The organism is Arthrobacter sp. Soil761, from assembly GCF_001428325.1.
Classification (GTDB): domain Bacteria; phylum Actinomycetota; class Actinomycetes; order Actinomycetales; family Micrococcaceae; genus Arthrobacter.
Genome location: NZ_LMSF01000028.1, coordinates 38,771 through 60,684 on the forward strand (window position 1 = coordinate 38,771; position 21,914 = coordinate 60,684).

At 67.5% G+C, this 21,914-nt stretch carries 20 protein-coding genes; 12 read left to right on the top strand and 8 right to left on the bottom strand.

Translation table 11 applies throughout. From position 1 onward, the window contains the following. Positions 1 to 50 precede the first annotated feature (50 nt). Both ASG79_RS14665 and ASG79_RS14670 read left to right on the top strand, forming a co-directional pair. Positions 51 to 296 carry a hypothetical protein gene (locus tag ASG79_RS14665; RefSeq protein WP_156400217.1) on the top strand — a complete coding sequence of 82 codons (246 nt, stop codon included), beginning with the start codon at positions 51 to 53 and terminating at the stop codon, positions 294 to 296. 71 nt (positions 297 to 367) lie between these two features. Then, positions 368 to 1,225: a hydroxymethylpyrimidine/phosphomethylpyrimidine kinase gene (locus ASG79_RS14670; RefSeq protein WP_056392182.1), complete on the top strand. Its 858-nt coding sequence runs from the start codon at positions 368 to 370 to the stop codon at positions 1,223 to 1,225. Positions 1,226 to 1,318: 93 nt separating this feature from the next. On the opposite strand, the gene ASG79_RS14675 is transcribed toward ASG79_RS14670, so the two are convergent. Together ASG79_RS14675 and ASG79_RS14680 are read right to left on the bottom strand one after the other, a co-directional pair. Continuing rightward, positions 1,319 to 3,067 carry a pyruvate dehydrogenase gene (locus ASG79_RS14675; RefSeq protein ID WP_056392184.1) on the bottom strand — a complete coding sequence of 583 codons (1,749 nt, stop codon included), beginning with the start codon at positions 3,065 to 3,067 and terminating at the stop codon, positions 1,319 to 1,321. Between the two features lie 162 nt (positions 3,068 to 3,229). Beyond that, positions 3,230 to 4,621 carry an MFS transporter gene (locus ASG79_RS14680; protein ID WP_056392186.1) on the bottom strand — a complete coding sequence of 464 codons (1,392 nt, stop codon included), beginning with the start codon at positions 4,619 to 4,621 and terminating at the stop codon, positions 3,230 to 3,232. A gap of 231 nt (positions 4,622 to 4,852) precedes the next feature. Between ASG79_RS14680 and ASG79_RS14685 the strand changes: the two genes are divergently transcribed. The 3 genes from ASG79_RS14685 to ASG79_RS14695 are packed head-to-tail and all read left to right on the top strand — an operon-like array spanning position 4,853 to position 7,978. Beyond that, positions 4,853 to 5,524 carry a response regulator transcription factor gene (locus ASG79_RS14685; protein ID WP_056392517.1) on the top strand — a complete coding sequence of 224 codons (672 nt, stop codon included), beginning with the start codon at positions 4,853 to 4,855 and terminating at the stop codon, positions 5,522 to 5,524. Next, positions 5,521 to 6,972: a sensor histidine kinase gene (locus tag ASG79_RS14690; RefSeq protein WP_056392187.1), complete on the top strand. Its 1,452-nt coding sequence runs from the start codon at positions 5,521 to 5,523 to the stop codon at positions 6,970 to 6,972. The genes ASG79_RS14685 and ASG79_RS14690 overlap by 4 nt, the downstream gene beginning before the upstream one ends. Beyond that, positions 6,956 to 7,978, top strand: coding sequence for a TAXI family TRAP transporter solute-binding subunit (locus tag ASG79_RS14695; RefSeq protein ID WP_056392188.1), 1,023 nt, complete (start codon positions 6,956 to 6,958; stop codon positions 7,976 to 7,978). Before ASG79_RS14690 ends, ASG79_RS14695 begins: the two co-directional genes overlap by 17 nt. A 109-nt stretch (positions 7,979 to 8,087) precedes the next feature. Here the strand turns inward: ASG79_RS14695 and ASG79_RS14700 are convergent, their stop codons facing one another. Further along, a complete protein-coding gene (locus tag ASG79_RS14700) occupies positions 8,088 to 9,599 on the bottom strand; it encodes a helix-turn-helix transcriptional regulator (RefSeq protein ID WP_056392189.1) in 1,512 nt (503 codons plus the stop codon). Positions 9,600 to 9,636: 37 nt separating this feature from the next. On the opposite strand from ASG79_RS14700, the gene ASG79_RS24310 reads away from it, so the two are divergent. The 3 genes from ASG79_RS24310 to aceB all read left to right on the top strand — a co-directional run bounded on the left by ASG79_RS24310 (position 9,637) and on the right by aceB (position 12,935). Beyond that, a complete protein-coding gene (locus ASG79_RS24310; RefSeq protein ID WP_261377443.1) occupies positions 9,637 to 9,765 on the top strand; it encodes a hypothetical protein in 129 nt (42 codons plus the stop codon). After that, entirely contained in the window at positions 9,749 to 11,065 is a 1,317-nt protein-coding gene (gene aceA / locus ASG79_RS14705) for an isocitrate lyase (RefSeq protein WP_018770809.1), read from the top strand. The genes ASG79_RS24310 and aceA overlap by 17 nt, the downstream gene beginning before the upstream one ends. A 217-nt stretch (positions 11,066 to 11,282) precedes the next feature. Further along, positions 11,283 to 12,935 carry a malate synthase A gene (gene aceB / locus ASG79_RS14710; protein ID WP_056392190.1) on the top strand — a complete coding sequence of 551 codons (1,653 nt, stop codon included), beginning with the start codon at positions 11,283 to 11,285 and terminating at the stop codon, positions 12,933 to 12,935. A gap of 206 nt (positions 12,936 to 13,141) precedes the next feature. Here aceB and ASG79_RS14715 read toward each other — a convergent pair whose 3' ends face one another. Then, a complete protein-coding gene (locus ASG79_RS14715) occupies positions 13,142 to 14,335 on the bottom strand; it encodes a CynX/NimT family MFS transporter (RefSeq protein WP_018771875.1) in 1,194 nt (397 codons plus the stop codon). A gap of 130 nt (positions 14,336 to 14,465) precedes the next feature. Between ASG79_RS14715 and ASG79_RS14720 the strand changes: the two genes are divergently transcribed. Next, entirely contained in the window at positions 14,466 to 15,425 is a 960-nt protein-coding gene (locus tag ASG79_RS14720) for a D-2-hydroxyacid dehydrogenase family protein (RefSeq protein ID WP_056392191.1), read from the top strand. 14 nt (positions 15,426 to 15,439) lie between these two features. Further along, a complete protein-coding gene (locus ASG79_RS14725) occupies positions 15,440 to 15,973 on the top strand; it encodes a GNAT family N-acetyltransferase (RefSeq protein ID WP_056392192.1) in 534 nt (177 codons plus the stop codon). A 31-nt stretch (positions 15,974 to 16,004) separates the two neighbouring features. On the opposite strand, the gene ASG79_RS14730 is transcribed toward ASG79_RS14725, so the two are convergent. Further along, entirely contained in the window at positions 16,005 to 18,173 is a 2,169-nt protein-coding gene (locus ASG79_RS14730; RefSeq protein WP_056392194.1) for a glycogen debranching N-terminal domain-containing protein, read from the bottom strand. 57 nt (positions 18,174 to 18,230) lie between these two features. Then, positions 18,231 to 19,292, bottom strand: coding sequence for a glycosyltransferase family 4 protein (locus ASG79_RS14735; protein WP_056392196.1), 1,062 nt, complete (start codon positions 19,290 to 19,292; stop codon positions 18,231 to 18,233). Positions 19,293 to 19,505: 213 nt separating this feature from the next. Between ASG79_RS14735 and ASG79_RS14740 the strand changes: the two genes are divergently transcribed. Both ASG79_RS14740 and ASG79_RS14745 read left to right on the top strand, forming a co-directional pair. Beyond that, complete coding sequence (locus ASG79_RS14740) at positions 19,506 to 20,204, top strand: DsbA family oxidoreductase (protein ID WP_056392197.1); 699 nt, start codon at positions 19,506 to 19,508, stop codon at positions 20,202 to 20,204. Positions 20,205 to 20,239: 35 nt separating this feature from the next. After that, a complete protein-coding gene (locus tag ASG79_RS14745; protein WP_056392199.1) occupies positions 20,240 to 20,926 on the top strand; it encodes a TetR/AcrR family transcriptional regulator in 687 nt (228 codons plus the stop codon). Positions 20,927 to 20,944: 18 nt separating this feature from the next. Here ASG79_RS14745 and ASG79_RS14750 read toward each other — a convergent pair whose 3' ends face one another. After that, complete coding sequence (locus tag ASG79_RS14750) at positions 20,945 to 21,607, bottom strand: LytR C-terminal domain-containing protein (RefSeq protein ID WP_056392200.1); 663 nt, start codon at positions 21,605 to 21,607, stop codon at positions 20,945 to 20,947. Then, entirely contained in the window at positions 21,600 to 21,899 is a 300-nt protein-coding gene (locus tag ASG79_RS14755) for a type II toxin-antitoxin system VapB family antitoxin (protein WP_026266165.1), read from the bottom strand. The genes ASG79_RS14750 and ASG79_RS14755 overlap by 8 nt, the downstream gene beginning before the upstream one ends. Positions 21,900 to 21,914 lie beyond the last annotated feature (15 nt).

Below are 21,914 nucleotides of genomic sequence, written 5' to 3' on the forward strand. Positions count from 1 at the left end.
TCGCCGCACTGCTTCTGGGAATGCCCCTGGCGCCGGCTGCCGGGATTTGCATGCGGACCGTCCGCAACCAGCTGCTGCACGTCCTGGCCGTCGGCGTGGCAGGGCTGGCAACCGGGATGCTTACGCTCATGTTCATCACAGGCAGCCACTGGTCCGCGATGCGGGGCATGGTCCTGTGGACGGGGTGCTGCGCGGCGCTGGGGCGGGCAGCTGTGTCCGGCCTCGTCACAATCCATGACGCGCCCGCGCGGGAACCCGTGGCTGCGCAGAAGCCCGGCCCACCGCTGGAACCCTGACCATACGGCGTCCTGGCGCCCTGTCCGGTGACACATGGAAAGCGTCCGACGGCGGGTGGCAGGATGGGTGCATGACTTCCGCTACCCCTGACGCAACGCTGTCCGCCGCCGGCCCCGCCGTCGTCCTCACTATCGCCGGCTCCGAAGCCACCGGCGGCGCCGGCGCGCAGGCGGACCTGAAGACCTTCCAGGAACTGGGCGTCTTCGGCATCGCCAACCTGACCTGCATCGTGTCCTTCGACCCCAAGGACAGCTGGAACCACCGCTTCGTGCCGGTGGACCAGCAGGTGATCGCCGACCAACTGGAGGCGACGACGGCGGCGTACGGTCCGGCGTCGGGCGCCCCCTCGGCTTTGGACACGGTGAAGATCGGCATGCTGGGCAGCCCGGCGACCATCAGCACGGTGGCGTCTGCCCTGCAGGAGAACAGCTTCGCCAACGTGGTCCTGGATCCGGTGCTGATCTGCAAGGGCCAGGAGCCCGGGCATGCACTGGACACGGACCAGGCCCTGAAGGCGCAGATCCTGCCGCTGGCAACGTTCGTCACGCCCAACCACTTCGAGGCGGAGTCCCTGTCCGGCCTGGAAATCACCGACATCGAGTCGTTGAAGGCCGCCGCCGTCCGCATCCACGAATTCAGCGGCGCGGCAGTTCTTGCCAAGGGCGGGGTTCGGCTGGAAGGCCCGGACGCCGTCGACGTCTTCTACGACGGCGAAACCCTGGAAGTCCTCACCGCCCCGAAGGTGGGCGAAGTTGCCGTCTCCGGTGCCGGCTGCTCACTCGCCGCGGCCGTGACCGCGGAGCTGGCCAAGGGCGCCAGCCCGCTGGAGGCTGCACGGACCGCAAAGGACTTCGTCACCGCCGGCATCCGCAACCGTGTTGCCTCCGGCGCCCCGTTCGACGCCCTCTGGCAGGGCGGCGCCCGGTAGAACCGATCTCCCCGCGCCGGGTTCGCCGGAAACCCTCGAGATCGCCGGGAATTTCCGGCGAACCCGGCAGTTCCCGGCGAGCTCGACGTGTGGCTAGCGCCGGGGGATGTTGCGCAGGTTGCTGCGGGCCATGCTCACGGCCTCGCCCGCCCCGCGGTTCAGGACCACCTTGGACATGGCGGTGGCGAATCCGATCACCTGCGAGCCGGAAATCTTGGGCGGGATGGACAGCGCCTTGGGATCGGTGATCAGCTCCACCAGTGACGGGCCCGGGTGGGCGAAGGCCTCCCGGTACGCCGACTCGATCTGCGCAGGATCGGTCACCCGCACGGCATGGAAGCCCAGGGCTTTGGCCACGGCCGCATAGTTGGCGTCCGGCACGTCCACGCCGAAGTCGGGCAGCCCGTCCACCAGCATCTCCAGCTTGACCATGCCCAGGGTGGAGTTGTTGAACAGCACCACGTTGACTGGCAGCTTGTACGCGGCCGCGGTGATCAGCTCGCCCAGCAGCATGGACAGCCCGCCGTCACCCGAAACCGAGATGACCTGGCGGCCCGGGTTGGCCAACTGGGCCCCGATGGCATGCGGGAGGGCGTTGGCCATGGAGCCATGCAAGAAGGACCCGATCAGCCGGCGGGTGCCCAGCGGGTTGATGTAGCGCGCGGTCCAGACGTTGCACATGCCGGTATCGGCCGTGAAAATGGCGTCCTCCGCCGCCACCTGGTCCAGCAGCGAGGCCGCGTACTCCGGGTGGATGGGCTGCTTCTTCTCCACTTTGCGGGTGTAGGCGCCCACCGCCTTGTTCATCAGCCGGTCGTGCTTCTTGAGCATCTGGTCCAGGAACCGGCGGCTCTTCTTCGCCTTCACCAGCGGCAGCAGTGCGCGCAGGGTGGGGAGCACGTCGCCGTGGACGGCGATGTCCACGTCCGTCCGGCGGCCCAGCCGGTGCGCCGCCCGGTCCACCTGCGCGGTCCTGGTGTCGGGCAGGAACTGGTCATACGGGAAATCCGTGCCGAGGAGGATCAGCAGGTCCGCGTCCTCGATCCCCTCCGCCGCGGCACCGTAGCCCAGCAAACCGGTCATGCCGATATCGAACGGGTTGTTGTACTGGACAAAGTCCTTGCCGCGGAGCGAGTGCCCCACCGGCGCCTTCGCCAGCTCCGCGAGCGCCATCAGCTCGCCGTGGGCGCCTTCCACGCCGGCACCGGCGAAAATGGCCACCTTCCCGGCGTCGTTGATGGCGTCCGCCAGCGACTGGACGCTTGCCGGGTCCGGGACCAGGCTGGCCGGCCGGAAGGTGGCCGGGAGCGGCGTGGGTGCCGTGGCTTCCAGGCCTGCGATGTCGCCGGGAAGGGTCACGACGGCGACTCCGCCGAGTCCCAGCGCGTGCTGGATGGCGCTGTGCATCACGCGGGGCGCCTGCTCCGCGGTGCTGACCAGCTCCGAATACACCGAGCACTCGTTGAACAGCCGGTCCGGGTGGGTCTCCTGGAAGAAGCTGCTGCCGATCTGCTTGCTGGGAATGTGCGAGGCGATGGCCAGCACCGGCGCGCCGGACCGGTTGGCGTCGTAGAGGCCGTTGATCAGGTGCAGGTTCCCGGGGCCGCAGGAGCCGGCGCAGACTGCGAGCTTGCCAGTGAGTTGCGCCTCTGCAGCCGCGGCAAAGGCGGCCGCTTCCTCATGGCGGACGTGGATCCAGTCAATGCCGCCCTTCGCGGCGCCACCCGTCTGGCGGACGGCGTCCACGATCGGGTTGAGGCTGTCACCCACAATCCCGTAGATCCGCTGCACGCCGGCAGCCTGGAGTTGTTCGATGAGCTGGGTGGCAAGTTCCTTGGCCATGGGTGCAGACTCCCGCATTTGTGGTGGTGGCTGACATGGCCCAATATAGTCCGCCCACCTGGGCTGGCACCTGACGGGCATGCAGAGGAGGCGTACGACGGCGGCCTGGCAGCCGCCGTCGTACGCCTCCTTGGGGAGCTGGCCCCCGGGTGCCGCTAAAGGCTACCGTCCGGCACCCACGCGCTCTTCGCCGTCGGCCGCGTTGGATGCCCATGCGTGGCCCTGTTCGGCGTCGAGGTGCGTGGCCTTCTTGTTTTTCAGGGCGAAGATGTAGACCACCAGCGAGATGGCCACCGCCACCGTGACGTAGGTGAAGAACAGGTCCTCCCGTCCGGACTTCTGGAAGGCGGCACCGATCAGCGGCACGGTTCCGCCGAAGAGGGAGTTGGCGATCGCGTAGCCCAGGCCCACGCCCAGGGCACGGATGGAGGCCGGGAAGAGCTCGGCCTTCACCAGGGCATTGATGGAGGTGTAGCCGCCCACGATCAGCAGGCCGCCCATCATCAGCAGGAACGCGGTGAATGGATCCTTGGTGCCGGCCAGCGTGGACAGCAGCGGCCAGGTGAACAGCACACCGGTGATGCCGAACCAGAGCAGCAGGGGCTTGCGGCCCACCTTGTCCGAGATGATGCCGTAGACGGGCTGCAGCAGCATGAAGATAAACAGGGCCCAGAAGTTGATCACGGAGGTGTCGGTCTTGGCGATGCCGGACGTATCGTTCATGAACTTCAGGATGAAGTTGGTGTAGGTGTAGAAGGCCACGGTGCCGCCAAGGGTGATGCCAATGCAGACCAGCAGCGGCTTCCAGTAGCCGGTGAACAGCAGCTTCATGGTGCCCGGCTGGGCCTGGCCGGCCACGGCGGGAGTCTTTGCGGCGTTGATCTGTTCGGCGGAGACGGTCTCCTCCATGGAGCGGCGCAGCCACAGGACAACAAGGGCCGCCACGCCGCCGATGGCAAACGGGATCCGCCAGCCCCACTCGTTGAGGTCGCCCTTGGGCATGGCGTTCTGCAGGATCACCAGGACCAGCAGGGCCAGCATCTGGCCGCCGATCAGGGTGACGTACTGGAAGCTGGAGAAGAAGCCGCGGCGCTTAGTGGTGGCCGCCTCTGACATGTAGGTGGCGCTGGTGCCGTATTCACCGCCCACCGAGAAGCCCTGGATCACCCTGATGAGCACCAGCAGGATCATGGCCCACAGGCCGATCACGTCCTGCGTGGGCAGCACCGCGATGGCGAATGAGCCGGCGGACATCATGGTGACGCTGAGCGTGAGCGCCGCCTTGCGGCCCTTGCGGTCCGCGTACCGGCCGAAGAACCAGGCGCCGATGGGGCGCATGAGGAACGACGTCGAGAACACGGCCATCGCTTCGAGGCCGGCCTGGAGCTCGTCCTTGGAGTTGAAGAAGTGGGCCTGGAAGTAGGCGGCGAAGACGGTGTAGACGTAAAGGTCGTACCATTCCACAAGGTTGCCGGCGGAGCCCTTCAGGATATTGCCCACGGCCCGTCGGGTCTGGGCTGCCTCCGATGGGGGTGCGGTCTGTTGGGTGCTCATCGGCGAGTTCCTCCTTGTAGTGACGGCGGCCTCCGGCAGCGGAGGGCCTCATCCACGGTATGGGTGATCCACCGCACAACCAACGTTGTGGGGCATTTCCTAACACTTCCTTAGGATTCGGCGCCCGGCTCCGCTGTTCTGCCCGCTGCAGCCGGGCAAATCGGGCCGGCACGCGGTAATCTCACCAAGCGGGGGTGAACCGGACACCGCACTACAGCAAGGAAGATGGCCATGGACGTGCTGATCGTCGAGGACGACGACGCCATGGCCGGTGCCCTGACCGCTGCCGTCGAAAGCGCCGGCCATCACCCGCAGCGGCTGTCCCGGGGTGCGGACGCGCTGCTCTCGCATCGGAACTTCCAGGTGATCCTCCTGGACCTGGGGCTTCCGGACATGGACGGGCTGGAGGTGCTGCGCAAGCTGCGGCAGGTCACCGACGTGCCCATCCTGATCCTGACCGCCCGCGACGACGAACGCAGCGTGGTGCTCGGGCTCCGCTCCGGCGCCGACGACTACCTGGTCAAGCCCGTGAAGCTGGTGGAGCTGCTGGCCCGGATTGAAGCCGTGACGCGGCGGGCGGGACGGAGCCGCGGGACACCGCAGGAGGACGTTATTGTCCTGGACGACCTTGCCGTCGACCTCAACCGGCGCACCGCATCCAAGGGCGGTGACCCGCTCCCCCTCACGGCCACGGAATTCGAACTCCTCGCACTGCTGGCACGGCATGCCGGCTCTGTGGTCACGCGTGAGCAGATCCTGGACGCCCTGTGGGGCGATGCGTTCCTGGCCTCTTCCCGGTCCCTGGACGTGCACCTCACCGGGCTGCGGGCAAAACTGCAGAAACCAGGTTTCATCATCAATGTCCGCGGGGTGGGCTACCGGGTGGAGGCGGCCGGCGCATGAGGCTCCGGGTGCTGGGCGTCCTCAGCGTGCTCTGCCTGGTGGTGGTCTTCCTGATTTCGGGGACCATCCTGGGGTCTGCCTCCCGCGAGCTGACGCAGGAACTCCAGATTAACCGGGCGGCGTCCCTGAACCGGCTGGCGCAGGTCGCTTTTGATGCCGCGGGCGACGGCGACACCGTGCGGCTGCAGCGGGAGATGGACACCTATTCCGGGCTTTACGGGGAAGGAATCGTAGTACGGGTCCAGCAGGACACGCTGGCGTCCGGCGGCCTGGATGCAGGGCGGTCCGACGTGCAGGATGCCCTGTCCCTTGCCCGGCTGAACGTGAGCAACACATCCCTGGAACCGCTGGAGCCCTTCGGTTCCAGTTCCCGCGTCATCTTCAGGCCCTTCGGCAGTGCCAGCCAGGTCCTGGGCGCCGTGGTCCTTGACGTCCGCGCCGGCACGGCGCAGCAAAAACTCCGGGAGCGGTGGCTCGCGGTGGGTATCGCTGCGCTTGCCTTGGCCGCCGTGCTGTTGGTGGGCGCCGCGCGGGTCACCGGCTGGGTGCTGCGGCCCGTCCTGCGGCTGGACTCAGCGGTACACGAGCTGGAGCGGACCGGGCGGGCCGGGCGCCTCCCGGACGACGGACCGCCCGAACTGCGGGAACTGAGCCGGTCCTTCACGGCGATGGCACGGACCGTGAGCGCCAGCATGGCGGCCCAGCGGCAGCTGATCTCGGACGCGTCCCACCAGCTGCGGAACCCGGTGGGGGCACTCCGGCTGCGGCTGGACCTGCTCCAGCTCGAGCTGAAGACCGCCCGCGAGCACGACGCCGCCGAGCGCGCCCTGACGGAGCTTGAGCGGGTGGAGGAGATCCTGGACGGGGTCCTGAAGCTCGCCGCCGCGGAGCACAGGGCATCCGAAGGGTACCTGCGGGCGTCCGGCACTCCCGCAGACCATGCGGCCGCCCAGCCCGTGGACCCGTTTCCCATCCTCCAGGGGGAGCTGGAGCGGGCAGCACCGCTGGCGGAGCAGGCCGGTTGCCGGCTGGTCCTTGCCGCGGCGCCGCAGCCGGCGGCACTGGTTGCCTGCCACCCGGCAGAACTGGCGCAGATGGCCGGCGAACTGCTCAACAACGCCATCAAGTACGCCCCGGGTGCCACCGTCACCGCTGCCGTGCGGACGGAAAAGGACGCGGTGGTGGTGGAGATTTCCGACGACGGGCCGGGGCTTTCGGAGTCCGAGCGCGCCTCGGCTGCCACCAGGTTTTGGCGGTCTCCGAGGCACTCTTCGGTTCCGGGGACCGGACTGGGCATGACCATTGTGGGCGAGCTTGCCGCCGCGAACGGGGCCCGGCTGGTGCTGGCCGAAGCGGCCCCCCACGGTCTCGCGGCCCGGATCCGGTTCCCCACCCCATCGGCGGCCCAGCTGGCAGTTGGCTCCGGCAGGGATGGTGCCCGTGCGTGAACCTGGCGCCCCGGGCGGTGCTGCCGCCCACCCGCGGCGGCGTTCCGTGCTCAAGTCAGCCCTCGCCGTCGGACTCTCCGCATGCCTGCCGCCTGCGCTCAGTGCCTGCACCGGCGGGGACCGGCCGGAGAGCCTCATTGTGGCGGGCGGCGAACCGGGCGGTTTCTACCTTGAGTTCGCAACCCTGCTGGCCGCTGCCCTGGAACGCCACGGATTGGCGCAGCACGCCAGGGCCGTGACCACCGGGGGAAGCCTGGACAACATCGCGGAACTGCGGGCTGGGCGCGCCGCGTTTGCCGTTGCCCTGGCGGACGCTGCGGGCCAGGAGCCGGGCCCTGATGCTGCCGGGATCGCCGCGATCGGCAAGGTGTACGAAAACTATGTCCACTGTGTAGTGCGGAAGGACAGCGGCATCCGGGACATCTCCGGTCTGGCCGGACGCCGGGTTGCCGTGGGCCAGCCCGGCTCCGGCACGTCGCTGACCACGCCGCGGCTGTTCGAAGCGGCGGGACTGGGTACCTCAACGGGTGCCGCGGCGCCCCCGGCCGGAAGCGCCGCCGTCGAAAACCTTGGCCTGAACGACGGCATCGCCGCCCTCAAGGCAGGGGCCGTCGACGCCCTGTTCTGGTCCGGTGGCGTTCCCACTGCCGCCATCGCCGCGGCACAGCAGGAGGTGGCCCTGGGCCTTCTGGACCTGTCCGGCCTGCTGCCGGAACTGCGGCGGCGGTACGGCGGCATCTACGACCGCGTGCTCATCCCGGAGGGCAGCTATCCCGGAGTGCCGGAGGTGTGGACGGTGGGCGCTCCCAACCTGCTCCTGTGCCGCCGGGACCTGGACAATGCCACCGTGGAGCGGACGGTTCAGCTGCTGGTGCATTCGGCCGCCGAGCTGATCCCGCAGTCCAGCCTGGGCGTGCAGTTCCTCAGCGCCGAGAGCCTCATCAACACCGCCGGGGTCCCCCTGCACCCGGCCGCGGCGGACGCGTACCGGGCGCTGCACGGCTAACCAAAACGCCCCATCACTTTCTGTCCCACAAACCGAAACGCCCCATCACTTTCGCCGAGAAAGTGATGGGGCGTCAGGAAGAAACCTGCAGAAAGTGATGGGGCGTTGTTCAGCTCCCCGAGTGGGCCTGCAGGAAGCTGTACACCTCGGTTTCGTCCACGCCCGGGAAGGCTCCCGGAGGCATGGCGGCGAGCAGGTGCGAGTGCGCCCGCGCTGAGGGCCACGCGTTGCCGGCCCACTGCGTGGCCAGTTCGGCTGGTGGCCGCTTGCAGCAGGTGGGATCCGGGCAGTTGGATGTGGCCCGCGCAGTGGTCTCCCGGCCGCGGAACCACTTCACGTGCTGGTACGGGACCCCGATGCTCAGGGAGAACTCCCCGGCGGCCGAGCGCTCGGTACGGGCGGTGCACCAGTAGGTCCCGGACGGCGTATCAGTGTACTGGCTGTACGCGCTGAACTTGTCCGGCACGTCGAACACCGCACGTGACGTCCAGGCCTTGCACGACGGCTGGCCCTCAATGGCGCCGGTATGGTCCTGAGGGAAGTTCACGCCGTCGTTCTCATACGCCTTGTAGATGATGCCGCTCTGGTGTGTCTTCTGGAAATGCGTGGTGATGCCCAGGTGCTTGGTGGCCAGGTTGGTGAACCGGTGCGCGGCGGTCTCGTAGGATACAGCGAACGCGTCCCGGATGTCCTCGACGGCGATTTCCTTGGCCGCCTTGGCTTTTTGCAGAAATTCCACGGTGGCCTGCTCGGGCAGGAGCAGGGCGGCGGCGAAATAGTTGGTGGCCACCCGCTGGGCCAGGAAGTCGCCGTAGTTCCGGGGCGTTTCGTGGCCCAGGACGTAGTGGCCAAGAGCCTGGAGCAGCACGGAGCGGGGGTCGTGGTCCTGCCGCTGGCTCTGGGTCAGGTAAATTCTGCGGTTCTTCAAATCCGTCACTGAGCGGGTGGAATGCGGCAAATCACCCACGTGGTGCAGGGTGAAACCGAGGTGCGCGGCGATATCTGCGATGACGTGCTGGCTCAGCGGACCGGTGGTGTAGCCCACCTCCTTGAGGACCTTCTGGGCCTCGGCTTCGTACTCCGGAAAGTAGTTCCCACGTTCCCGCATCATGGCCCGCAGTTCCCCGTTGGCGCGGCGGGCTTCCTCGGGGGTGGCCACCTGCTCGTTCATCTTCCGTTCGAGCTCATGCAGCAGCCCCACCTGGGCCTCCAGCACATCCAGCGGCAGCCTTGAGCTGATGCGGATTTTCGGCAGGTCCAGGGATTCGTAGAGCGGACCGCGCTGGTACCGTTCCAGCTCGATTTCCAGGGCGGCGCGGCGGCTGGGCGGCTCGGCCCCCAGCAGCTGGTCGATGGTGACATTGAGCGCCCCCGCGAGGTGCTGGAGCAGGGTCAGCTTGGGTTCACGCTTGCCGTTTTCGATCAAACTGAGCTGGCTGGGAGCGGTGCCGACGGCGGCGCTCAGGTCATCGAGCGTGAGCCGGGCTTGTTTGCGCAGATGGCGGACGCGGCGACCCAGGGCAATGACGTCCAGTTCCGGGGCGGCGGTGGACGACGGCTGGGAAACGTCCCTGTTCCAGCTTGAAGGTGACATTTCTGAAGAATACGTGAAGAACTGCATTTCTTTCCACCCTTTTTCTCTAGAAAGGGGGCTGGAAGTGCTGAAAAGTAGTGGCTACGGAAAGAAACACCGCACCGGAAAAGCCGGTGGGAACCTCAACGGCGCGGTTCCCACCTACCCCATCCGGAGCTCAATCAAGGAGATCAACGATGACCGCAGCATTTGAGCCCACCCAGCAGACGCCCGAACAGCAGGCCGCCGCCCTGGAGCTCGAGTGGGCCGCCAACCCCCGCTGGGAAGGTGTGACCCGGGACTACTCAGCCTCCGACGTCGTCCGTCTCCGCGGCCGCGTCTCCGAAGAGCACACCCTGGCCCGCCGCGGTTCGGAGAAGCTGTGGAAGCAGCTCACCGAGGAGCACAAGACCGGCGGATACACCAACGCCCTCGGTGCCCTGACGGGCAACCAGGCCGTGCAGCAGGTCAAGGCAGGCCTGCGTGCCATCTACCTCTCCGGTTGGCAGGTGGCGGCCGACGCCAACAACTCCGGCCACACCTACCCGGACCAGTCGCTCTACCCGGCCAACTCCGTTCCCACGGTGGTCCGCCGCATCAACAACGCCCTGCTCCGGGCGGACCAGATCGAGTTCTCCGAGGGCATCCAGACGGTCGAGGACTGGATGGTGCCGATCGTCGCGGACGCCGAGGCCGGCTTCGGCGGTCCGCTGAACGCCTACGAACTCATGAAATCCATGATCCAGGCCGGCGCGGCCGGCGTTCACTGGGAGGACCAGCTCGCCTCGGAGAAGAAGTGCGGCCACCTCGGCGGCAAGGTGCTGATCCCCACCCAGCAGCACGTCCGCACCCTGAACGCCGCCCGCCTGGCAGCCGACGTCGCCGGCACCCCCACGGTCGTCATTGCCCGCACTGACGCCGAGGCGGCCACCCTGATCACCTCCGACGTCGACGAACGCGACCAGGAATTCATCACCGGCGAGCGCACCGCCGAGGGCTTCTACAAGGTCCGCAACGGGATCGAACCCTGCATCGCCCGCGCCAAGGCCTACGCCCCGTACTCCGACCTGATCTGGATGGAGACGGGCACCCCGGACCTGGAACTGGCACGCAAGTTCGCCGAATCCGTCAAGGCCGAGTTCCCGGACCAGATGCTCTCCTACAACTGCTCGCCGTCCTTCAACTGGCGCAAGCACCTGGACGATGCCACCATCGCCAAGTTCCAGCGCGAACTCGGCGCCATGGGCTTCACCTTCCAGTTCATCACCCTGGCCGGCTTCCACGCCCTGAACTACTCGATGTTCGACCTCGCCCACGGCTACGCCCGTGAAGGCATGAGCGCCTACGTCGAGCTCCAGGAAAAGGAATTCGCCTCCGAATCCCGCGGCTACACCGCCACCAAGCACCAGCGCGAAGTCGGCACCGGCTACTTCGACACCATCTCCACGGCGCTCAACCCCAACGCCTCCACCCTCGCCCTGGTCGGATCGACCGAAGAGGGCCAGTTCCACTAACGCTTACGACGGCGGCGCTTCCGTCCGGCCTTCGGACCGGCATCGCTCTGCCTGCTATTCCCCACGTCCGGCCTTGGGCTCGTAGAACTCGCCGAGGCCGGACGCAGGGCCCCTTTTACGCAGGCTGCCGCGACACCGGCTCCTCGGCCTCGTGCCTCAGTCGCCACCCTGCTGCTACCCGCCGTCGAACTTCCCTTTCGTCTTTAAGGAGACTGAGATGAACAGCTTTACTGACAGCTTCACGATCAATGGCATTACCTTGACCGCCCAGCCCATTTGCCGGCAGGACGAGGTGCTGACTCCGGACGCCCTCTCGTTCGTTGCCAAGCTGCACCGGGCCACCGCTGAGCGGCGGCAGGAGCTGCTGCAGGCACGGCGGGCACGGCGGGCCGACATTGCCGCCGGGGCGGACCCCCGCTTCCTGCGGGAGACCGAGGAGATCCGGAATGATCCGTCCTGGCGGGTGGCTCCCCCGGCACCCGGGCTGGAGGACCGCCGTGTGGAGATCACCGGCCCGGTGGACAAGAAGATGACCATCAACGCCCTGAACTCGGGCGCGAAGGTGTGGCTCGCGGACATGGAGGACGCCTCCACCCCCACCTGGCGGAACGTCATCAAGGGCCAGCTGAACCTCACCGACGCCCTGGAACGCCGGATCGACTTCACCAGCGAAGAAGGCAAGGAATACAAGCTCCGCCCCGCCGGTGACCTGCCCACCATCGTGGTCCGCCCCCGCGGCTGGCACCTGCCGGAAAAGCACATGCTCATCGACGGCCAGCCCATCGCCGGCGGCATCGTGGACTTCGGCCTGTTCTTCTTCCACAACGCCCGCCGTCTCCTGGCCCAGGGCAAGGGCCCGTACTTCTACCTGCCCAAGATCGAGAACCACCTCGAAGCCCGGCTCTGGAACGACATCTTCATCCTGGCCCAGGACCTGCTTGGCATCCCGCAGGGCACCATCCGCGCCACGGTGCTCATCGAAACCATCACCGCGGCCTTCGAAATGGAGGAAATCCTCTACGAACTGCGCGACCACGCCTCGGGCCTGAACGCCGGCCGCTGGGACTACATCTTCTCCCTGATCAAGAACTTCCGCACCCGCGGCCCCCGCTTCGTCCTCCCGGACCGCGGCCAGGTCACCATGACGCAGCCGTTCATGCGCGCCTACACCGAACAGCTGGTCAGGGCCTGCCACAAGCGCGGCGCCATGGCCATCGGCGGCATGGCCGCGGCCGTTCCCAACCGCAAGGACCCGGAAGCCAACGCCAACGCCCTCGAAAAGGTCCGTGCGGACAAGACCCGCGAGGCCAACGACGGCTTCGACGGTTCCTGGGTAGCCCACCCGGACCTGGTGCCCGTCTGCCGCGAAGTGTTCGACGGCGTCCTCGGCAACAAGCCCAACCAGCTGGACCGGCTCCGCGAGGACGTCACCCCCGATGACCGCGCCCTGATTAATGTGGCCGCCACCACCGGCACCATCACCGAACAGGGCATCCGGAACAACATCGAAGTCGGAATCCGCTACATCGAATCCTGGCTCCGCGGCAACGGCGCGGTGGCCATCCACAACCTCATGGAAGACGCCGCCACCGCCGAAATCTCCCGGTCCCAGCTCTGGCAGTGGATCTACGCCCGCGCCATCACCGACCACGGCGAGATCATCACCCACCACTGGATCGAAGAACTCCTCGACGAAGAATTCGCCCGGCTCGAACGCTTCGACGGCGACCGCTTCGAAGACGCCCGGGACATCTTCGAAGAAGTAACGCTGGCCCGTGAGTTCCCGTCCTTCCTCACCCTCCCCGCCTACGCCCGCTACCTCACCGAGGCCCGCGAAAAGGCCACCGTCGAGGAGCTGGCCGCAGCCTAGCCAGGGACCAGCACCACACACTTCCGTCCGCCGGGCCGGCACGCCCTCCGCAACAGGCCCCCCGAAATCCGGGGCGCCGGCCCGGCGACGGAGCAACCGCCACACCCCCGCTCACTTGGTGCGGGAAAACCAAGACGCCCGCTCACTTTCCCAAAGAAAGTGGGCGGGCGTTTGAGTGGCGGAACGTTCGACGGCGGACGCCCGCCTCAGCGCCCTTTCGGCACCTTCCGCACAGACAGGGTAGTGCTGACGAAGAAGGCCAGTACCGACACCAGGATGACCAGCAGTGCGGGAGTCCATGATCCCGAGCTGTCGTGGACGAAGCCCACCAGCGGCGGGGCCACTGCGGCGAGGCAGTAGCCCAGGCCCTGGACGGTGGCGGACATCCGGCCGGCGGAAGCCTGGTCGCGTGCCAGCTTGATGATGGCGATGAAGATCAGGGTAATGCCGCCGCCCTGCGCAATGCCGCCGGACGTGGACCACAGCCACCAGAGCTCAGGCAGCAAAAGCAGCCCGAGGGGAACCGCCAGCCACAACGTACCCAGGGTGACCGCCACCGCCGTCGTACTCATGTATTTGGCCGCGAAGGGCACGCCGAGGCCGCCCACGATGGCCAGGATCTGGAAGATCGAGGACGCGGCGCCCGCCTCGGACGTGGACATGGCGAGCTCGTCGTGGAGGTAGCTGGGCAACCATGCCGTGACGCCGTAGTAGGAGAACGCCTGGCCGCCGAAGCCGGCCGTGAGGCCGAAGGTGGTCCAGCCCGAACCGGCCGCCCGGGGCAGCGGCGCGTCCCCGCCGTCGTCCCCCGATACCAGGAACGCCGTCCGCGGTCCCACGGCCAGGACCCACACCACCACCGCGGCGACTGCCAGGACGGCGACGGCGGCCAGGGCCAGCCTCCACCCCGTCACGGCCGCCAGCGGGGCCATGGCCACCGAGGTCAGGAAGGACCCGATATTCAGGGCGGCGGTGTAGATTCCCATCGCTGTCCCCTGCCGGCGCGGCGCAAAATCACGGCGGATGATCAGCGGCACCGCGATGTTCCCCACGGTGATGGCCAACCCGATGACCACCGTGCCGGCCACCACCAGCACCGGGCCCCCGGCGGAGCGCACCAGCACGCCCGCCAGTACGCCCAGGATGGTCAGCGTGACCGCGAACTCGGCCCCGAATTTCCGGGCGGCCAGGGACGCCAGCGGAGCCGCGAGCGAGAAGCAGAGCACCGGAATGCTGGTGAGCAGTCCCAGCAGGACCGGCGAAAAGTGCAGTTCCGCCTGCATGGGGTCCACCAGGGGCGCGACGGCGACGAAGGGGCCGCGGAGGTTCAGCGCCAGCAGGCCGATGCAGGCCAGCAGGACCCAACTCTTCGGGACACGGGAGAGGACGTGGCCGCTCACAGGGGCAAAATCGGGAATGGGCGTGGATTCATCACTCCCATTGCTATCATGCCCGGCGTGACGGGAGTTTCAGGCACCCTGCCATACGATGAACGTGACCCAAGGACGTAGGACACCGCGAAGGACAGCCATGACGCACCGCCTTGCCATCCTCGACGACTACCAGGACGTGGCCCACGGCTTCGCCGACTTCGCGGCCCTGGAGGCGAAGGATGTCACCGTGACGTCCTACCGGGAGCCCTTCACATCCCCGGATGCGCTGGTGTCGGCGCTGGCAGACACCACCATGGTCATCGCGATGCGCGAACGGACGGCCTTCCCCCGTGAGGTGTTCGAAAAACTGCCGGCACTTGAGCTGCTGGTCACCACCGGGATGGCGAACGCCTCCATCGACCTGGCGGCAGCTGCTGAACACGGGGTGACGGTGTGCGGTACGCCGGGTTCGCCCTCCGCTGCGCCGGAACTGACCTGGGCCCTGCTGCTGGCTATCGCCCGGCACCTGCCGGCGGAGGAAAACTCGCTCCGGGCGGGCACCTGGCAGTCGACGGTGGGGGTGGAGCTCGCCGGCAAAACCCTGGGCATCGTGGGTCTGGGGAAGATCGGCCGGCGGGTGGCCGCCTACGGGCAGGCGTTCGGCATGGACGTGGTGGCCTGGAGCCAGAATCTCACGGCTGAGGACGCCGCACAGGCCGGCGCCCGGCTGGTGTCCAAGGAGGAGCTCTTCACGGCAGCCGACGTCGCCACCCTCCACCTGCGGCTCTCCCCGCGGTCCGAGAACACCGTGGGCGAGGCCGAGCTGCGGCTGCTGGGCCCGGACGGCATCCTGGTGAACACCGCCCGCGGCCCGCTGGTTGACCAGGACGCGCTGGTCACGGCGCTGAACCAGGGGTGGATCCGCGGCGCCGCCCTGGACGTCTTCGACCAGGAGCCCCTTCAGGCCGGCCATCCGCTCCTGGCCGCGCCGAACACCGTGCTCTCCCCCCACCTGGGCTACGTCACCCAGGAAAGCTACCGGCTGTTTTACGGCGGCGCCCTTGAGGACATCACCGCCTGGCTCGCCGGCGCCCCCATCCGGACCCTCACCGCCTGACCTGGAAGAAACGCATGACCCACACCATCCGCAGGGCAACAACGGACGACGCCGGCCCGCTCGCCGCCCTGGCTTCCGTCACCTTTCCGCTGGCCTGCCCGCCGTCGTCGTCACCTGCCGACATCGCCGCGCACCTGGCCAACACGCTCAGCGAGGAACACTTCAAGGGATACCTCGCGGACCCGGACACCACCATCCTGGTCATCGACGCGGACGGCCGGCTCAACGGCTACAGCCTGCTGGTGGACCGGCCAGCCGCGGATCCGGATGTGGCGTCCGTCCTGACCCTGCTGCCGTCCGTGGAAATCAGCAAATGCTACGTCCACCCGGACTACCACGGACTGGGCGCCGCCGCCGAACTCATGCATGCCAGCCTGGCGGCTGCCGCAGCGTCCGGCGGCGCCGGGGCATGGCTGGGTGTCAACAGCCAGAATGCCCGCGCCATCCGCTTCTATGAAAAGTCCGGCTTCCGGAGGGTGGGTACCAAATCCTTCCGGCTGGGCAGCACAGTGGAGCATGATTTCGTGCTGGAGCGCGCACTGCCGTAGCGGTCCAGGTCCTTGCTTAGCAGCGCCGCTGTCAGTGCAGCCTGCTGGCGTTCGCGCCGGCGCCCACCCTTTCCACCGGGTAGGCCAGCGGCGGACGCGGTTCGTCCAGGAGTTTCAGCCCCGGCGGGAGACCGTCGATGGTGCCGGTGGATCCGGCGGCGCTGATGGTCACCCGGCTGCTGTCCAGCAGGACGTTTTCCGCCCGGAACGAGCCCACGGACTCCGGCAGGATCGGTGCGAGGTGCACCACCCCGCGGGTGAAGACGGGGTCGAACCGGAGCAGGATCCGGGCGAGCTGCACCGGCGCGGCCGCAGCCCAGGCTTGCGGTGAGCAAGCGGTGGGATACGGAACGGGGCCGGGAAATTCGCCGCGGTCAAAGCCGCAGAACAGTTCCGGCAGCCGGCCGTCAAAGTGCTCGGCAGCGTCGAGGATGCCCAAGGCCACCCGCCTGGCTTCGTCCACGAATCCGTAGCGCATCAGCCCGGTGGCCACCAGCGCGGTATCGTGTGGCCACACCGAGCCGTTGTGGTAGCTGACGGGGTTGTAGGCGCCCATGTCCGACGCCAGCGTGCGGATGCCCCAGCCCGTGAACATCTGCGGGGACATCAGGTTCTCCATGACGGACGTGGCTTTGTCCTCGTCCACCACCCCCGTCCATAGGCAATGGCCAATGTTGGAGGTCAGCGCATCAACATGCCGCTTGTCCTTGTCCAGTGCCACCGCGAAGTACCCCTTGTCCGGCAGCCAGAACTTCTTGTTGAACTCCTCCTTGAAAGCTGCCGCCTTTCCGGCCCAATGCTGTTCCAGCCCCGAATCGCCGCTCCAGTGGGCCAGCAAGGACCTGCCCAGGTAGGCGGAGTACACATAAGCCTGGACCTCGCAGAGGGCGATCGGCGCCTCCGCGATGGTCCCATCCGCGAAGTTGATCCCGTCCCAGGAGTCCTTCCAGCCCTGGTTCACCAGGCCATGGTCGTTGGGACGAAGGTATTCCACAAAGCCGTCGCCGTCGCGGTCGCCGTACTTTTCGATCCATTCCAGGGCCCGGTCCGCGTGCGCCAGCAAGGGCTGGATCGCATCCCGGGAGAGCCCCCACCGGCTCAACTCGCCCAGGGTGGAGACGAACAGGGGGGTTGCGTCGACGGTGCCGTAATACGCGGTGCCGCCCAACGACAGGCCGGCGGTGACACCAAGCCTGACCTCGTGCGGTATGCGGCCGGGTTCCTCCTCTGAGTCCGGGTCAACCTTCTTCCCCTGGATCCCGGCCAGGGTCTGCAGCGTGCCCAGCGCAAGGTTCGGGTTGACCATCAGGCTCATGTAGGAAGTCAGCAGCGAATCCCGTCCGAACAACGCCATGAACCAGGGCGCACCTGCGGCTACGGCCGCGCGGTCGGGGTGATGGGCGTCGAAGATCCGCAGGGCACCAAGATCGCTCTGGCTCCGGTTGAGCACGTTCTGGAAGCTTGCGTCCTCGACGCTGATCCGCGGGACGTTCTCTTCCCAGGCCAGATGCCGCCGCACACCTTCCCGGTGGTGCGGAAGCTGCCCTTCCTTGAAGGGCTTTTCCGGCGCCTCCCCGTTCACCAGCGGCACCACAATCACGCTGGTGGCCCATTTGCCCCGGGCAGGGACGGTGATGTGAAAACGCAACCCGTCCGTGTCCACCTCTGCACCCCGTGCCCCGATGGCGGAGCCCCGCTGCTGGCCATGCCGTGATGCCTCGATGATGAGCTTTCCATCCACCACGGTGCGCGTTGTATCGTCCGGGCCGGTGGTCCGCCCGCCCTTAACGTCGAAGAGATCGGCCTGATCCGCATCCACGAGGAGTTCGATGTCGCACTCAACAGGCTCCGCCGCGTAATTCTCCAGGCTGATGTCATCCTGCAGGCCGGGCCCGATGTGGCGGACCTGACGGACCACCAACGGGCTGTCGAACCTGCCCCCGGGCCACGCGGCACGGCCAACGAACGTGGCCTCGAACGGATGCGGCCGCTGGGCAGACAGCGGCTCCCGCATCGAGCCGTTGATGCGCAGCACCCAGCGGGAGATGATCCGGGTGTCCTGGAAGAACGCGCCGTTCGTGCCGGCGTCTGGGCTGATGTCACCGGTTCCGGCCGATATGCAAAACGAAGAACCCTCCAGGACGGTGACGGCGCCGACGTCCGACCCGGAGGCCTCGTTGTCTTCGTTCCAGGCGGTCATGAAGGACTCCCTTCTCAGGCGATTTGCTGCCGGGGAGCCGGAAGGCCGCCCGCCCCCTTAACGATTTTGGTGCACGGGCGCGGCATCCGGAACCCCTCCGGGCAATCTGCCCGCCAGCAGTTCATCAAAGAGCCTCAGGTGCTGCGCCACCATCCGTTGGGCATTGAACCTCTCCTCCACTGATGCCCGGCACCGTTCCCTGCTCAAGCCGGCTGCTGCCTCAACGAAGCCGGGCAAATCCTCTGTCTGCCCCAGGAAGCCCGTCCGGCCATGCTCCACGATCTCGGGCGCTGAACCGATGCGCGTCCCGACGACGGGAGTGCCCGTGGCCAGCGCCTCGATCATCACCAGGCCGAACGGTTCGGACCACTGGATGGGGTTGAGGAAGGCCGTGGCCTCGCCCATCAGGCGGTACTTGGCGGCATCGTCCACTTCCCCCACGAAATCCTCGTTTGGGCCCAGCATGGGCTCGATGACCTCCCGGAAGTAGCGGACCTCGTCCTTCTCCCGCATCTTGACCGCTATCTTCAGGTGCATGCCCACCCTGCGGGCGATCGTGATGGCCTCAAGCAGCCCCTTGTCATGGCATGCGCGCCCCACGAAGCACAGGTAACCGCCGCGGCCGCTTCCCACCGGGACAGTGGAAACGTCCATGCCGTGATGGATCACCTGGGTGACGGGAACCTCGGGAGCGTGTGAAGCCTGGTCGCGGGAGATCGCCACGATTGCCACATCCGGCGCCATGGCCCGGTACAGGTCCTCTGCCTGCTTGTGGAGCGGGCCGTGGATGGTGGTGACCACCGGAACCTTGGCCGGACGGTGGGCGTAGAGCGGGCCGGCGAGCGTATGGTCGTGGATGATATCCACGTCCTGCAGCCCCTTGTAGGCCCGGATCACGTGGCTGAGTTCGGACATGGTTGAGCCAAGCTCGTCCCGGGACGCCGGCCGCATGCCCGGCACCAGCGGCACGGGGCATGTGCTTTCGGAAGGGGCGGCGAGCAGGACCTGGTGTCCGGCGGCCGCGAAGCCACGCGCCAGGGTGTCCACCACCCTTTCGATGCCGCCGTAAGTCAACGGAGGGATGGGAATCCAGGGTCCCGCAATCAGTCCAATTCGCATGTCTGGCCTCCAGGGAAGGGGCCCGAGCTCCCCAGCCGCCAGGCGCATCAACCCGCGGGACCGTTGGGGTCCCGTGGTGTTCTCATTTTGTTTGGCGTCTGCTTCACCTAACTCCGACTATTGCCCAGGATTGCCCCGGCCACAAGAGCGGATGTGTGCCATCTCATAAGGCGCCGGCGGAATGGCCGCAGGCGCGGCCCGGTTGTGCAAGGCATGAAGATTGAGATCTGGTCTGACGTTGCCTGCCCGTGGTGTTTCATCGGGAAGCGCCGGTTCGAGGCGGCCCTGGCAGCATTCCCCCACCGTGACGCCGTTGAGGTGGTGTGGCGGAGCTACCAGCTGGATCCCACCCTGCCGGAACACTACGACGGGACCGAGCTGGAGTACCTGAGCAGCCGCAAGGGCATGCCGTCACGGCAGGTCGCGCAGATGTTTGAGCACGTGGCGGAGCAGGCAAAAGGCGAAGGCCTGGACTACCGCTTCGACAAAGTGGTGGTGGCCAACAGCTTCACCGCGCACCGCCTGATCCACCTTGCAGCGGCGCACGGCCGGCAGGATGCGGCCAAGGAGCGCCTCCTGAGCGACCACTTCGAGCACGGCAAGGACATCGGCAGCCGGGAATACCTGTCCTCCCTCGGCAACGATCTTGGCCTGCCGTCCGATGAGGTGGAGGAGCTCTTCACCACGGACAAGTACACGGACGAGGTCCGGTTCGACGTCCAGGAGGCACAGGGCCTGGGCATCAGCGGCGTGCCGTTCTTCGTGATCGACCGCAAGTTCGGGCTGTCCGGAGCCCAGCCGGCGGAGACGTTCACCGCCGCCCTCGCCCAGGCCTGGCAGGCTGCCAACCCGCTGGTCCTGGTCAACTCCTCCGACGGCGGCGCCTGCGGCCCCGACGGCTGCGCGGTGTAGCGCCTTTTACTGACACATCGCGGTAAAGTGTCTGCATGCCCAGGATTTCAGCGGCCAGCAATGCCGAACAACGCGCGGACACCCAGCGGCGCATCCTCACCGCTTTTGGGGAACTCCTCTTCACCCATGGCCTCCCGGGGTTGACCATGACAGACGTGGCCAGGCATGCCGGGGTGGGCCGCACGGCCGTCTACAACTACTACGCAGACATCGAAGAACTCCTGATCTCCTACGCCCTGGATGAGACCGAGAAGTTCCTTTCCGACCTGCGTGAATCGTTGGCCCGGCTGGAGAACCCCGTGGAACGGCTGGCCCTGTACGTCCGCGCCCAGGTGGTTGACCTCAGCCGCCGCCACCTCCCGCCCGGACCTGCCATGGGGGCGGTGCTGTCGCCGTCGTCCTTTGCCAAGCTCTCGGACCATGTAGGCGAGCTGAGCGTCCTGTTGCAGGACATCCTGCGCGACGGCATGGAGCAGGGGTACCTGCCGGTGGCGGACGTGGGCCAGCAGTCCCAGCTGATCCTGGGGACCCTGTCCTCCAGTGCGGCCAGGGGCAGCGACGAGCCGGCCGAGCTGGAAGCCCGCGTGGCCAGGACGGTGCGCTTCATCCAGTTGGGTGCGGGTGCGCGGTTCGACGACGACGGGCGGCCCATCCGGGTGGCGCAGCTTCCGCCAGCGGCGCAGCTTCCGGCAGCGGCGCAGCTTCCCGCAGTGGCCGGCTAAGGACCGGCTGGCTGGAGGTCAGGCCGCGGGGGTGACAGGCAGTCTGTTGGTGTCCGCTATGCGCCGGCTTTCCCGGGGGCAGCTGAGCTTTCCCGGCGTCTGGTCCACCAGATCCGGCGGGACAAGTGCCTTGTAGTCCTGCGCCAGGATCACGTCCACGCTGGCGTCGGTCCTGCCGTCCTGGAAGTAGTCCGACCCCGGCACGTTGCGCTGCACGGTGAATGCCGCCGACTGTCCGCCCGCACCTGACACCACGGCCGCCACACCCCGGTAGCCGGCGTTGGTATTCGAGACGTTCCCCACCACGAACTTCCGCGCCAGGAACTCGTCCGCCACCGAGCGCGCCAGCCCGGCCCTGGTGGTGGAGTTGTAGACGTTGAGGTTGATCTTGTCGTTGGGTACGTAGTCGAACATGGAGGCCGGGCAGGAGGAAACCGGTGCCGGGGCGGGCTCGGCGGCGGGGATCTTCAACCGGCCGTTGATGATGGCCATGGCAATGATGATGCCTGCGGCGATCAGGCCTGCCAGGAGGACCAGCACCACCCCGTGCAGCACGCGGCGGCGGACCCGGGCGGTCTCATCGGCATCCGCGGCCGCTTCCATGGCGGCGCGCAGCTCAGGGCCGGAAACAACATGGTGGCCATGAAGGACACTCGGGTCCTTCGGCCGCCCCCTAGCCATCGAGCACCAGGACCCGGGCGTGGATCGCGGTGCGCTGGTGCAGGGCGGTCCGGACCGCGCGGTGCAGGCCGTCCTCGAGGTAGAGGGTCCCCTTGTACTGCACTACGTGCGGGAACAGGTCGCCGAAAAATGTGGAATCCTCCGCCAGCAGCGCTTCCAGGTCAAGGGTGCGCTTGGTGGTGACCAGTTCGTCCAGCCGGACCGGTCGCGGCGGCAGCGACGCCCACTGCTTGGGGGTGCTGTAACCATGGTCGGGGTAAGGGCGGCCCTCGCCCACAGCTTTGAATATCACCATGCCACAGTAGGC